Source organism: Streptomyces sp. NPDC050535, assembly GCF_044457665.1.
In the GTDB taxonomy this organism is placed as follows: domain Bacteria; phylum Actinomycetota; class Actinomycetes; order Streptomycetales; family Streptomycetaceae; genus Streptomyces.
This window is the reverse complement of record NZ_JBITHE010000019.1, coordinates 156,503-170,076: the sequence shown is the minus strand read 5'-3', so window position 1 is coordinate 170,076 and position 13,574 is coordinate 156,503. Positions and strand designations below refer to the sequence as shown.

10 protein-coding genes are annotated in these 13,574 nt (G+C 69.9%); 5 read left to right on the top strand and 5 right to left on the bottom strand.

All coding sequences use genetic code 11. The annotated features are described in order from the left end of the window. The first annotated feature begins 371 nt into the window (after positions 1 to 371). Together ACIBLC_RS32470 and ACIBLC_RS32465 are read left to right on the top strand one after the other, a co-directional pair. Positions 372 to 1,964, top strand: coding sequence for a hypothetical protein (locus tag ACIBLC_RS32470; RefSeq protein WP_399214922.1), 1,593 nt, complete (start codon positions 372 to 374; stop codon positions 1,962 to 1,964). Continuing rightward, the gene (locus ACIBLC_RS32465) at positions 1,961 to 2,452 is read left to right on the top strand and encodes a cupin domain-containing protein (protein WP_399214921.1); all 492 of its coding nucleotides are present in this window, start codon (positions 1,961 to 1,963) and stop codon (positions 2,450 to 2,452) included. The genes ACIBLC_RS32470 and ACIBLC_RS32465 overlap by 4 nt, the downstream gene beginning before the upstream one ends. On the opposite strand, the gene ACIBLC_RS32460 is transcribed toward ACIBLC_RS32465, so the two are convergent. After that, a complete protein-coding gene (locus tag ACIBLC_RS32460) occupies positions 2,388 to 3,044 on the bottom strand; it encodes a barstar family protein (protein ID WP_399214920.1) in 657 nt (218 codons plus the stop codon). The two genes, ACIBLC_RS32465 and ACIBLC_RS32460, sit on opposite strands and share 65 nt — an antisense overlap. A gap of 233 nt (positions 3,045 to 3,277) precedes the next feature. Continuing rightward, positions 3,278 to 5,197, bottom strand: a complete 1,920-nt coding sequence (locus ACIBLC_RS32455) for an ABC transporter ATP-binding protein (protein WP_399214925.1) — start codon at positions 5,195 to 5,197, stop codon at positions 3,278 to 3,280. 252 nt (positions 5,198 to 5,449) lie between these two features. Here ACIBLC_RS32455 and ACIBLC_RS32450 point away from each other — a divergent pair, with 252 nt between their 5' ends. The 3 genes from ACIBLC_RS32450 (at position 5,450) to ACIBLC_RS32440 (ending at position 10,148) form a co-directional block, all read left to right on the top strand. Beyond that, the gene (locus ACIBLC_RS32450; RefSeq protein ID WP_399214919.1) at positions 5,450 to 6,436 is read left to right on the top strand and encodes a YbhN family protein; all 987 of its coding nucleotides are present in this window, start codon (positions 5,450 to 5,452) and stop codon (positions 6,434 to 6,436) included. Positions 6,437 to 6,659: 223 nt separating this feature from the next. Then, positions 6,660 to 7,811 (top strand): mechanosensitive ion channel family protein, encoded by a 1,152-nt coding sequence (locus ACIBLC_RS32445; RefSeq protein ID WP_399214918.1) that lies wholly within the window; start codon positions 6,660 to 6,662, stop codon positions 7,809 to 7,811. A gap of 117 nt (positions 7,812 to 7,928) precedes the next feature. After that, complete coding sequence (locus ACIBLC_RS32440) at positions 7,929 to 10,148, top strand: NADP-dependent isocitrate dehydrogenase (RefSeq protein ID WP_399214917.1); 2,220 nt, start codon at positions 7,929 to 7,931, stop codon at positions 10,146 to 10,148. A gap of 384 nt (positions 10,149 to 10,532) precedes the next feature. Here ACIBLC_RS32440 and ACIBLC_RS32435 read toward each other — a convergent pair whose 3' ends face one another. The 3 genes from ACIBLC_RS32435 to ACIBLC_RS32425 form a co-directional block, all read right to left on the bottom strand. Further along, positions 10,533 to 11,411: an ABC transporter ATP-binding protein gene (locus ACIBLC_RS32435; protein ID WP_399214916.1), complete on the bottom strand. Its 879-nt coding sequence runs from the start codon at positions 11,409 to 11,411 to the stop codon at positions 10,533 to 10,535. A gap of 4 nt (positions 11,412 to 11,415) precedes the next feature. Continuing rightward, complete coding sequence (locus ACIBLC_RS32430) at positions 11,416 to 12,381, bottom strand: FecCD family ABC transporter permease (protein ID WP_399214915.1); 966 nt, start codon at positions 12,379 to 12,381, stop codon at positions 11,416 to 11,418. 113 nt (positions 12,382 to 12,494) lie between these two features. Continuing rightward, entirely contained in the window at positions 12,495 to 13,535 is a 1,041-nt protein-coding gene (locus ACIBLC_RS32425; RefSeq protein ID WP_399214914.1) for an ABC transporter substrate-binding protein, read from the bottom strand. Between the last annotated feature and the right edge of the window lie 39 nt (positions 13,536 to 13,574).

Genomic DNA, 13,574 nt, shown 5'->3' with positions numbered 1-13,574 from the left:
TGTTGTGGGTGCGGGCACCGGGCCTGGACAATTTGGTTTAGGGTTGCGGGCGTTCTGGGGTAGCGCCCGCGAGCCGCCCCGGGGGGTGGGGGGCCGGGGGGTGGGGGGGGGGGGCCCCCCCCACACCGCCTCCGGGCCCGGGCGTGTTCTCCCGGATGCTGCGTGAGATCAGCGGATGCCATTGCGCGATGTCGCCAAACACCATGACCCGGCCCCAAACGACTGAGGCCGGGCATGTGACATCTCCCTTAACGGACACCTTCATACGGTTATCCAATCTTCCCACCGACTCTTATCTGTTTTGCGGTTGGGGGCTCTATCCGAGTACAACAGATCGAGATTCAACGCCGAACAGATCGAGAATTCAACACGTGACCATCCGACGTCCGGACCAGCCCGAGCCGGCGCCCGTGGACGGCCTTGCCTCCTTCGCATCGACCGCGGTCGATGTCACCGCCTCCCCCGAGGACGGCCCCCACCTCCTGCACCGCGCGGCCCGCCGCCTGTGCGACGCCGCCAGCGGGAGCGTTTCCCTCGGCCAGGCCGCAGGTGAGCTGACCGCACAGCTTGAACCCGGCCTGCACGCTCGCATGTTCCTCTCCACCGAGATGCGCCATGACCAAGCCAAAACGTCCCTGCTGCATCTGAACCTGCGACTGTCCACCACCACGGGCACGCTATCGACCGCATCCCTGGGGCGGTGGGCGGAGATCTGGCACCGCCAGCCCTTCACCGCACAGGAAACGCAGCGGGTGGCGGGAGAGCTGCCCCTGATGAGTGCCACCGTTGAGCGGCTGCGCGAGGGCAAGCCGCTCACGGGATTCGCGCTGGTGGTGACCGGGCACTTCCTCACCGACCTGGTCCACCTCGTCGGCTGCCTCGCAGAACTGGGCGCTCCGCTGGAGGCCATGACGGTCCTGCGCAAGGACTACGCCTACCAGTGGAGACACCGCGTCCACGGCCACCTCGCCGACCTGGGCGTAAGCGTCCGCGACGCGGCGGATCCCGAAGCGGTCTCCCGGCACACGGCCCGGTCCCGCCAACTGGGCTTGCGCTGCCTGGCGCTGGACGACGGCGGATACGTGGTACCCGCGCTGCTGGACCAGTCCCGTGCCGGCCGCGGGCCGGACGGCGCGGCCAGCCTCTGGGCGGGGGTGGTCGAGCAGACCATGTCCGGGATCTACAAGCTCCAGGGCCGCGAACAGGATCTGCCGTTCCCGGTGTTCTCCGTTGCCCAGTCCCGGCTGAAAGGGCGCATCGAGTCGTACTGGATCGCCGAGAAGGCCGTCACGACAGCCCTGGAGCTGCTGCCCGCGGTGAAGATCGAGGGCCAGCCCGCCCTGGTCATCGGCTACGGCCAGGTAGGCGCCCAGATCGCGGCTCTTCTGACGCAGCGGCGCATGCGGGTCGCGGTCCACGACGCCGACATCCTGAACCTCATCGACGCCCACGAGAGCGGCTACACCACCGCACGCGAACTGAGCGTGCTCCTCACCGGGCACGCACCCCTCATCATTTTCGGAGCCACCGGCCGCACCAGCATGTCCACCCGCGAGTTCCAGGCCCTCGAGCGGCCCGTCTACCTCGCCAGTGTCAGCAGCCGCGACATCGAGTTCGACCTACCCGCCCTCACATCCCTGGATGCCTCGGCCGAGGCCACGCCCGACCACTTCCGGCGCACCCACCGTCTACCGGGCGGTGTGGACGTCACGGTCCTGGCAGGGGGCCGGCCAGTGAACTTCCACGAGACCGACAGCATCAGCAACCTCCACTCCGACCTCGTGTACGCGGGCATGCTCACCGGAGCCTGCGCCGTCGCCGCCAAGCCCGCCTCCGCAGGGCTGGACCCCGCCTGGGCCGACACCGTCCTGGAGGAATCCGGACTTCTCCAGGACTACTACGAGCGCTACGGCCCGCCCGCCACCCCCAAGACCACAGTCCCGACCGGAAGCTGTCACCGATGACCGCCCGTCCCGAGACCGCCCACGTCCTCAACCTCCAACCACACCCCGAAGGCGGCTGGTACCGCAGGATCTACACCTCCTCCGTCACCGTCCCGCATCCGACCGGCACCGGGCACCGGCCGTCGGCCACCCTCATCCACTACCTGCTGGCACCGGAAGACCGCTCCCAGTGGCACACGGTGGCCAGCGACGAGATCTGGCTCTGGCGCGCCGGCGGCCCCCTGGTTCTGTACGTCAGCCCGCCCGGGCCAGCGCCGACCACGGTCACCGAGTACCGCCTGGGACCGCACCGCTCCCCTGGCACCGAGCTAGAGGTGTGTGTGCCGGCCGGCTACTGGCAAAGCGCCCACACTGCCGGCGACAGCGAGGTCCTGGTGAGCTGCCTGGTGACACCCGGATTCGACTTCTCCGACTTCATCCTCCTCACACCAGCACCAAACTCTGGGGACGGAAGGGGAGGGGGGCCGCTCGCGGGCAAGCGGCGGTGAAACGGTCGTGGTCGGTGATGGACAGGACGAGCCCAGTACCTTCTGGTGAGTCCTCGTACGGGCCGTAGCAGGCCACATCGCCGAGACAGTCGTTGAGCGCGTCGAGGTTGTGGCCGTAGTAGTCGGGGAACTGCAGCGCGGCGGCAACGTCCCTGTGCATGTCCTGCTCGGAGGCCCATTCGCCCGCGGCGAGGCGGACGACGCGGAAGCCGCGCTCCTCGAGCCGCAGTTCGGCTTCCGCGAGGAGCCGTCGGTGCCAGAAAAGGGTGACGAAGGTGTTGTTCATGTACTCGATGCCGGGAAAGCGGGCCGAGGCAGCGCCAGGTGCCGAGTTCTGGGCGGATTCACTCCGGTACGCGTCCAGGAGGCGGAAGAACTCCTCGACCGGCGTCGAGCCTGCGGGAGTGTTGCGTTCGATCTCGGCTGCCCAGGTGAGGGAGCCAGCGATGCCGTGTTGCTCTTGGAGCCAGCGGTTGAAGTCGTCCTCGGGCCAGAAGGCGAAAGGTTCCTCGATGCCGTGCACACCGAGCGCTGCCCGGTAGCCGGTGAGCAAGGACTGCAGGTGCAGGAGCGATCCGCCGGGGACCCACATGCCGGGCCGGAGCCGGATCTGATCCAGGAAGGGGGCACATGATGCCCCTGACCTGCGGCGACGCCAAATAGCTAGATCTTGGGCCTGAACATGGTGCGCAGCATGAGCCATCGCTCCTGTGGGTGCGGAGGTCGCGTCCCGGCTAGGGGTACGCGCCGACGCCCGCCAGGGTACGGCGGGCGCGATGGCCCGTGCGTGCTACGCCGCTGTGTCCTTGGAGGGAGCGATCTCCGTCACGCCGCGTCCACCGTGACGGTCTCCGTGCCACTGTCCGCCGCCGCGATCTCCGTCTCCTCCTGGGTGTTCTTGAACTGCGTCCGGTACAGCTCGGCATACCGTCCGCCCACCGCAAGCAGTTCCCCGTGCGTGCCCCGTTCCACGATCTGTCCGGCCTCGACGACGAGGATCAGGTCGGCGGCCCGCACGGTGGACAGCCGGTGCGCGATCACCACCGCGGTCCGTCCGGCCAGGGCCTCTGTCAGCGCCTCCTGGACGGCCGCCTCGGAGGTGTTGTCGAGATGGGCGGTGGCCTCGTCGAGGATGACGACGCGCTGACGGGCCAGGAGCAGCCGGGCGATGGTCATGCGCTGGCGTTCGCCACCGGAGAGCCGGTAGCCGCGTTCGCCGACCACGGTGTCGAGGCCGTCGGGCAGGGAACGTACGAGGTCTTCGAGGCGGGCCCGGCGCAGTACGTCCCACAGCTCGTCCTCGGTCGCCGACGGGCGGGCCAGCAGCAGGTTCGCCCGCACCGACTCGTGGAACAGGTGCCCGTCCTGGGTGACCATGCCGAGGGTGTCGCGCATCGACTCCGCGCTCAGGTCGCGTACGTCGACGCCGCCGATGCGGATGACGCCCTCGTCGGTGTCGTACAGCCGAGGCAGCAGTTGCGCGATGGTCGACTTCCCGGCGCCGGACGAGCCGACGAGCGCGACGGTCTGACCGGGTTCGGCACGGAAGGAGACTCCGTGCAGGACTTCGGCGCCGCCGCGGGTGTCGAGGGACGCGACCTCCTCCAGGGAGGCGAGGGAGACCTTGTCGGCGGACGGGTAGCCGAAGCGGACGCCGTCGAACTCCACGCCCGCGGGGCCCTCCGGCACCTTCCGCGCGTCCGGCTTCTCCTCGATGAGCGGCTTGAGGTCGAGCACCTCGAAGACGCGCTCGAAGCTCACCAGGGCGCTCATTACCTCGACGCGCGCCCCCGCGAGCGAGGTGAGCGGGGCGTAGAGGCGGGTCAGCAGCAGTGCCAGGGAGACGACGGCGCCCGGCTCAAGGCTGCCGCGCAGCGCGTACCAGCCGCCGAGGCCGTAGACGAGCGCGAGGGCGAGCGCGGACACGAGGGTCAGTGCCGTGATGAACGCCGACTGCGCCATCGCCGTACGGACGCCGATGTCCCGCACCCGCCGGGCGCGCTCCGCGAACTCGGCGGACTCGTCCGCGGGGCGTCCGAAGAGCTTGATGAGCGTGGCGCCGGGGGCGGAGAACCGCTCGGTCATCCGGGTGCCCATGGACGCGTTGAGGTTCGCGGCCTCCCGCGTCAGGCGGGCCATCCGGGTGCCCATCCGCCGGGCCGGCACCACGAACACGGGCAGCAGGGCGAGGGCGAGCAGCGTGATCTGCCAGGACAGGGTGAGCATCACGACGAGTGTGAGGACCAGCGTCACGACGTTGCTGACCACGCCCGACAGGGTGTTGCTGAAGGCGCGCTGGGCGCCGATGACGTCGTTGTTGAGGCGGCTGACGAGGGCGCCCGTGCGGGTGCGGGTGAAGAACGCGACCGGCATGCGCTGCACATGGTCGAACACCGCGGTCCGCAGATCGAGGATCAGTCCCTCGCCGAGCGTCGACGAGAGCCAGCGGCCGAGGAGCCCCAACGCCGCCTCGGCCAACGCCAGGACGGCGATCAGCAGGGCGAGGCGGATGACGGTGCCCTCGTCGCCGCCGGACACGATCACGTCCACGACGCGGCCCGCGAGCACCGGCGTCGCGACGGCGAACAGCGCGGTCGCGACGCTGAGCACCACGAACTGGCCGATGCGGCGGCGGTGCGGCCGGGCGAAGGCGGCGATACGGCGCAGGGTCGCCCGGGCGAAGGGGCGGCGTTCGGACTGCGCGTTCATGACACTGTGCAGCTGTGTCCAGGCTGTGGTCTCCATGCTCATGAGAGAGACGCTAGGACCTCAAGCAATATTGAGGTCAACCGTTTGACGGTTTCTCCTTAGACGCGCCCGCGCTTCGCTCGCCACACACGACTCGCCACCCCAGCTCGCGCGCCCTCGCCCCACCCCGCACTTCCGCCGCCTCGCCCGATATGATACCCGCCGTCTCCCGCACCTTGCCCAGCACGTCAGCCGCCGTCTCCGCGCCCGCAACCCCACGTTGGTGCGAAGTGGAAAAGCTCTGCCAATGTGACAGCCGTACGACTCCCCCAGGGGTTCCCCAGTCGCACCGCCTTCCGGTCGGCTCTCCGCTCGTCCGTCCGGCCGGTCCTCTGCCTACTCCCGCTCGCTCTCGTGATCGTGGTCGCCGTGCGGCACTGGTCCGTGCTCACCGAGGGCTTCCACCACCTGGCAACAGCCCAGTGGCCCTGGCTCGTGGCCGCTGCCGCCGCGACCTGCGGGACCTGGGTCGCGGCCGCCGTGACACGCCAGGGCGCGGTCATGGAGCGGCTGCCCGTACGCCGGCTCCTCGCCACGCAGGTCGCGGCGGGCGCCGCCAACCACCTCTTCCCGACCGGCCTGGGCGCGAGCGCGGTCAATCTGCGGTTCATGACGGTGTGCGGGGTGCCGCTGGCCCGTTCGTCGGCCGCGCTCGCGCTGTACCTGCTCGCGGAGTCGATAGCCCGGGTGAGCCTGCTGGCGGGCCTGCTGATCGCCTTCCCGGGCGCGCTGCGGCTCGGCGGTCTTCTTCCTGACGGGGCGACCGGGCCCCTGCTGCTCGGCGGCGCCGCGGTGCTGTGCGTCGCGGTGGCGGCGCTCCTGCTGGTACGGCGGGTGCGTACGGCCGTATTCGGCTTCCTGCGCTCCGCGCTCGGCGAGGCACGTTCGGTGCACACCCGGCCGGTTCGCGCGCTGGCCCTGTGGGGCGGTTCCCTCGCCTTCCCCGCGCTCCAGGCGGCCGGACTGGTCGCGGTGGGAATGGCGTTGGGGCTGCCGGTGCCGCCCGCGTACATCGTGGTCGCCTATCTCGCGGCGACGGTCGCGGTCGCGCTGGTGCCCACACCGGGCGGCATCGGCTCGGTGGAGGCCGCGCTGATCATCGCGCTGGTCGCGGCGGGGGGCCCGGTGGCCGTGGCGACGGCGGTGGTGCTGGCGTACCGGATCATCACGGTGTGGGTGCCGTTGCTGCCCGGGGCGCTGACGCTGGGGGCGCTGGTCCGGCTGAAGGTGATCTGAGCCGGACCCCGGTCGGTCACCGAGGGGCGGTGTCGGTCCCGGACCGGCAACACCCGTACCAGGTCACGGACATGGGCGCCGATGCGGCAGGATGAGCGGTCGCCCCGGATGACGGACGTCGGTCCGGGGATGATCGTGCGTTCCCGAATTCGAGCAGGTGGCAAGTGACGACATTTCACAGCGGGCCCGCGGGCCTTCCCTCCGGTCACCGGGGAGGAGACCGATGAACCGCTCCGTCACCCTGGACGACTGGATGATCGCCGCGATAGCCGTGGTCGCGGGCATCCTGACCGCGTTCCTCTCGCGCATGCTGCTGCGCTGGCTCGGCAAGCACGCGCTGCGCACCAACTGGAGCGGCGACGACCTGGTCGTCGCCGCGCTGCGAACTCTCGTCCCCTGGGGGGCGATCGCGGGCGGGATCGCGTCGGCGGCCGCGGTACTTCCGCTGACCCCGTCGGTCGGGCACAACGTGAACCGGACCCTGACGGTGCTGCTCATCCTGGTCGCGACCGTCGCCGCGGCCCGGTTCATCGCCGGTCTGGTCAGGTCGCTGGCCCAGTCCCGCTCGGGCGTCGCCGGGTCGGCCACCATCTTCGTCAACATCACCCGGGTCGTGGTGCTGGCGATGGGCTTCCTCGTCATGCTCCAGACGCTGGGCATCTCGATAGCGCCGCTGCTCACCGCCCTGGGCGTGGGCGGTCTGGCGGTCGCGCTGGCACTCCAGGACACCCTCGCCAACCTCTTCGCGGGTGTGCACATCCTCGCCTCGAAGACGATCCAGCCCGGCGACTACATCCTCCTCAGCAGCGGCGAGGAGGGGTACGTGGTCGACATCAACTGGCGCAACACCACGGTCCGCCAGCTCTCCAACAACCTGGTGATCATTCCCAACGCCGAGCTCGCGAGCACCAACATGACCAACTTCAACCGCCCCGAGCAGCAGATGACGCTCCTGGTCCAGGTGGGCGTCGGCTACGACAGCGACCTCGACCACGTCGAGCGCGTGACCACCGACATCGTCACCGAGGTGATGACGGAGATCACCGGCGCCGTCCCCGACCACGAGCCCGCGGTCCGCTTCCACACCTTCGGCGACTCCCGCATCAGTTTCACGGTGATCCTCGGCGTCGGTGAGTTCAGCGACCAGTACCGGATCAAGCACGAGTTCATCAAACGCCTGCACAAGCGGTACCGGGAGGAAGGCATCAGGATCCCGGCGCCGACCCGGACCGTCGCGCTGCAGCAGGGCGGTGCGGCCCTTTCCGAGGAGGCCATCCAGGCGGCCGTCTTCCCGGAGATCACCGTGTCCGGTATCCCGCAGCAGCGGGAGGAGAGCACCCCGGCGGCGAAGCCTCCGCACACTTCCCGGGGCTGAACCGGGCGAACCGCCCACCCGGGCGGTGGCCGGTGAACGCGGGGCCCTGTCGAGAGGGGGCCGCCCAGGAGATATCTTGATGTCGAGCAATGTTGCAGACGTGGAGCGGAGCACCCGGTGACTGACTCGACCATCATCTATACGCACACTGACGAGGCCCCGGCCCTGGCGACGTATTCGTTCCTGCCGGTGGTCCAGGCGTACGCCTCGCAGGCGGGTGTCACTGTGGAGACCCGTGACATCTCGCTGGCCGGGCGCATCATCGCCCTCTTCCCGGAGTTCCTGGAGGAGGGTCAGCGCATCCCGGACGCGCTCGCGGAGCTCGGTGAGCTGGCGAAGACGCCCGGGGCGAACATCATCAAGCTGCCGAACGTTTCGGCCTCGGTTCCCCAGCTGAAGGCCGCGGTCGTCGAGCTGCAGGGACAGGGCTACGCGCTTCCGGACTACCCGGAGGACCCGAAGTCGGACGAGGAGCGCGACATCCGCGCCCGTTACGACAAGGTCAAGGGCAGCGCCGTGAACCCGGTGCTGCGCGAGGGCAACTCCGACCGCCGTGCCCCCGCGTCGGTCAAGAACTACGCGAAGACCCACCCGCACCGCATGGGCAAGTGGACGTCGGATTCGAAGACGAACGTCGCGACCATGGGCGTGGACGACTTCCGCTCCACCGAGAAGTCCGCGGTGATCTCCGCGCTGGGCTCGCTCCGAATCGAGCTGGCCGGTGACGACGGCTCCACCACGGTGCTGCGCGAGTCCGTACCCGTCCTCGCGGACGAGGTCGTGGACGCGTCCGTGCTGCACGTCGCGCCGCTGCGTGCGTTCCTCACCGCTCAGATCGCCCGAGCCAAGGCCGAGGGCGTGCTGTTCTCGGTGCACCTCAAGGCCACGATGATGAAGGTCTCCGACCCGATCATCTTCGGCCACGTCGTGCGCGCCTTCTTCCCGAAGACCTTCGCCCGGTACGGCGAGACGTTCGCCGCCGCCGGCCTGACCCCGAACGACGGTCTCGGCGGCATCTTCAAGGGAGTGGAATCCCTGCCGGAGGCCGCCGAGATCAAGGCGTCCTTCGACGCCGAGCTCGCCGACGGCCCGGAGCTGGCGATGGTCGACTCCGACAAGGGCATCACCAACCTGCACGTGCCGTCCGACGTGATCGTCGACGCGTCCATGCCGGCGATGATCCGCACCTCCGGTCACATGTGGGGCCCCGACGGCCAGGAGCAGGACACCCTCGCGGTCCTTCCGGACAGCAGCTACTCCGGCGTCTACCAGGTCGTCCTCGACGACTGCCGCGCCAACGGCGCCTTCGACCCGGCGACCATGGGCACGGTCCCGAACGTCGGCCTGATGGCGCAGAAGGCCGAGGAGTACGGCAGCCACGACAAGACCTTCGAGATCGCGACCACCGGCACGGTCCGCCTCGTCGACGAGGCCGGGAACGTCGTCCTGGAGCAGGCCGTCTCGGCCGGCGACATCTTCCGCGCCTGCCAGACCAAGGACGCGCCGATCAAGGACTGGGTGAAGCTGGCCGTCACCCGCGCCCGCGCCACCGGCGACCCGACGGTGTTCTGGCTGGACGAGACCCGCGCGCACGACGCCGTGCTCATCGAGAAGGTCGAGCGGTACCTTCCGGAGCACGACACCGAGGGCCTGGACATCCGGATCCTGTCCCCCGTCGAGGCGACGAAGCTCTCCGTGGAGCGCATCCGGCGCGGCGAGAACACGATCTCCGTCACCGGCAACGTTCTGCGTGACTACCTGACCGACCTGTTCCCGATCCTGGAGCTGGGCACCAGCGCCAAGATGCTCTCGATCGTCCCGCTGATGGCGGGCGGCGGCCTCTTCGAGACGGGCGCCGGCGGCTCCGCGCCGAAGCATGTGCAGCAGCTGGTCAAGGAGAACTACCTGCGCTGGGACAGCCTGGGCGAGTTCCTCGCGCTGGCGTCCAGCTTCGAGCACCTCGCGACGACCACGGGCAACGCGCGCGCCCAGGTCCTCGCCGACACCCTCGACCGTGCGACGGCGACGTTCCTGAACGAGGACAAGTCGCCGACCCGCCGCGTCGGCGGCATCGACAACCGCGGCAGCCACTTCTTCCTGTCCCTGTACTGGGCGCAGGAGCTGGCCCGGCAGACCGACGACGCGGATCTCGCCAAGGTCTTCGGCCCGGTCGCCGAGACGCTCACCGCGCAGGAGCGGACGATCGTCGACGAGCTGAACGCGGTCCAGGGCTCCCCCGCCGACATCGGCGGCTACTACCAGCCCGACCCCGCCAAGGCCGCCAGGATCATGCGCCCGTCGGCCACCTGGAACGACACGCTGGCGACCCTCGTCTGACGCACGGTCCGCGGCCCTTCGTCCGCAACGCAACCGCCCCGGCCGGAGTTTCCGGCCGGGGCGGTTGCGTTGCGGGAACACGCGGAACACGGGGGCGGCCCGGAGCGGGAGAGGGGTGCCCCCGTGCCACCACCTATCGGAGCTGTCTCGACAGGCTCGCGAAGCTCGAGGCCCCGGTCGACGTACGGGCGGGGCGGCGATATGTGGACCACGGCGACATCCTCACCGGCGCCGGGATGTCGGCCGGGACCGACATGGCGCCGCACCTGGTGGCGCGCTACGGCGGAGCCGAGTCACACGAGCTGACCCGTGCCCGGGATGCGCTACGAGGCCCGGAAGTCCCTTGCGGGCTCCGGTGCCTGACACGGGGTCACCGCCGGATCATCAGCGGTCGGCGGTCTCGGCGGGCCGGGTGCCGTCCGCCGTGGCTTCTCTCCGCGCTGCGGCTTCCCGCTCCACCGCGACTTCTCCGCTAACCGCGGCTTCTCCGTTCGCCAGCGGCTGGGCCGCGTACGTGATGCGGATGACGCCGTCGGCGTGCCGCTCCGTGCTCGCGCGGACGCCGAAGACCTCGCCGAGGATCCTCGGTGTCAGCACCTCCAGAACTGGTCCCGCCGCGACCACGGCCCCTTCGTGCAGGACGACCAGGTGGTCGCAGAGCCGGGCGGCCAGGTCTAGTTCGTGCAGGACCGCGAGCGTGGTGACACCGGTGGCGCGGATGAGGTCCAGCAGCTCGAACCGGGCGCGTATGTCGAGGTGGTTGGTGAGTTCGTCGAGTACCAGGAGCTGGGGGTCTTGGGCCAACGCACGGGCCAGCAGGACGCGTTGGCGTTCCCCTCCGGACAGCGACGCGTAGTCCCGGTCGGCGAAGGGCCGTACACCGCAGCGGTCGACGGCGTCGGCCACGGCCCGGTGGTCCTCGGCGCCGTCACGCCCCAACAGGCCGTGGTGGGGGGCGCGGCCGAGGGCGACGATCTCGGTGACGGTCAGGCCGGAGGTGTTGCCGCCGTCGTCCTGGAGGACGGCGGCGGTGCGGCGGGCCGCGGCGCGGGCGGACAGGGCCCATACGTCGTCGCCGCCGACGCTGACCACACCGTCCGACGGGCGCAGCGAGCGGTAGACGGCGCGCAGCAGGGTCGACTTGCCGCTGCCGTTGGGCCCGACGAGACCGACGATGTCGCCCTTGCGGGCCTGAAGGCTCGCGTCGTTGAGGATCGGGGTGCGGTCCAGGGTGATGCGGAGCCGGTCGACGGTGAGTTTCATGGGTTCAGTCCAGGCCCTTGTTGTGGCGCAGCAGCCACAGGAAGAAGGGGGCGCCGATCAGGGCGGTCAGGATGCCCAGGGGGAGTTCGTTGGGGCGGGTGAGAGTGCGGGAGAGCAGGTCGACGAGGACCAGGTAGACCGCCCCGAACAGGGCGGTCAGGGGCAGTAGTCGGCGGTGGTCGGCGCCGGTGGTCAGGCGTACCAGGTGCGGGATCATCAGGCCGACGAAGCCGATGCTCCCGGCGACGGCGATGACGGTTCCCGTCAGCAGCGCGCTGAGCACCAGGAGCACGGCGCGCAGCCGGTTGACGTCGACGCCGAGCGAGGTGGCGGACTCGTCTCCGGCCAGCAGGACGTTGAGCCGCCGGCCGAAGAGGGCCAGGAGCGTGGTGGTGACGAGCACGACCACGGTGACCGTGGGGAGTTGGTCCCACTGGGCGCCGGCCACGCTGCCCAGCATCCAGAACATGACCGTCCGCAGTTCGGTCGGTGTCGCCTGGAGCTGGACGAAGCTGGTCGCCGAGAGGAAGACGTAGCCGACGGCTACCCCCGCCAGCACCAGCCGGGTGGGGGCCAGCCGTCCCCGCCGCTGCCCCAGCGCGAACACCAGCGCACCCGCGGCCACCGCACCGATGAAGGCCGCCGCCGACACCCCGAGTCCGGCGAGCGCGGCGCCGCCGCCCAGGGTGATGACCAGGACCGCTCCGAGCGTGGCGCCGTAGGAGAAGCCCAGCACGATGGGGTCGGCGAGCGGGTTGGACACCACGGTCTGGAGCACCGCGCCCGACACGGCGAGGCCCGCCCCGACCAGGGCGGCCAGCACCACCCGGGGGGTCCGGAAGTTCCAGACGATCTGGTCGAGCGCGGGATCGGTGGGCGCCGGCCCCGCACCGGTGACGTGGTGCAGAACGATCCCCCACACCTCCCCGAGCGGGACGTTGACCGCGCCGATGCTGATCGCCACGATCATGGTGACGGCCAGCGCGACGGGCAGCAGGGTGAACGCGAGCGCGACCCGCAGCCGGCCCGGTCCACCGACCCGCAGCCGGCCCGGTCCGCCGACTCTCAGCCGGTCCGGTCCGCTCAGAAGGCGTCCGGGTGCAGCATCTTGGCGATCTTCTCCACGGCCAGGTCGTTGCTCGGGCCGATGTACATCGAGTCCGACAGCGTCACGTACGTGTTGTTCTTGGCGGCCGGCCACTGGGGGAACTCCTTGAGCAGCTTCTTGGCGTAGGCCGCCGGGTTCGGGTCGTTGTAGGCGACGACGACCAGCGCGTCGACGTCGGTGGCGGCCACCGTCTCCTTGCTCAGGTCGGCGAAGGAGGTCTTGGAGGCGTTCTCGAAGGCGTTGGAGCCGCCGGCCTTGGCGAGGATGTCGTTGTAGATGCCCTTGGCGACGACCGAGCTGAAGTCGTTGCCGCCCATGGACATGTTGGAGAAGAGCACCATGACCTTCGGCGCCTTCTCGCCCTCGACCTTGGCCGATACCGCCGCGATGTCCTTCTCGGAGGCGGCGATCAACTTCTCGGCCTGGTCACCGACGTTGAAGATCCTGCCCATGTCGCGCAGCAGCGTGTAGCTGTCGGCGATGGTCATCTTCGAGTTGTCCTGCCCGCAGCCCTCTGGGGAGATGTAGCTGTTGGCGCCGACGTGTTTCAGCTGGTCCCGGGTGGCGAAGCCGTTCTTCTCGTCGAAGCCGTACGAGGTGGTGGACAGGACGAGATCGGGGCGCAGGCCGAGCATGGCCTCGCGTGGGATGTCGAAGGCGTCGTTGGGTTCGACGTCGCCGGTTGGCAGGGCCTTGATGGCGGCGGCCCGTCCCGTGACCTCGGACATGCCGTAGCTCTGCTGGTTGGCGACGATCTTGTCCTGGACGCCGAGGGCGAGGAGCGTGGAGACCTCGCCGACGGAGGCGCCGTTCATGACGACGACCCGGCCGGGGGCTTTCTCGAAGGTCTCCTGCTGGCCGCAGTTGTCCAGGGTCACCGGGTAGCCGGTCTTCGCGGCGGCGTTCTCGGTCGTGTTGTCGCTCGCCCTGTCGTTGTCCGAGGAGTCGCCGCATGCCGCCGTGAGCAGACAGAGGGCCGCGGCCAGGGCGGTGACGACCGGCCGGTTCATCGACATGCGGGCTCCTTGCGTACGGGATGAACTCATTCGGGATGA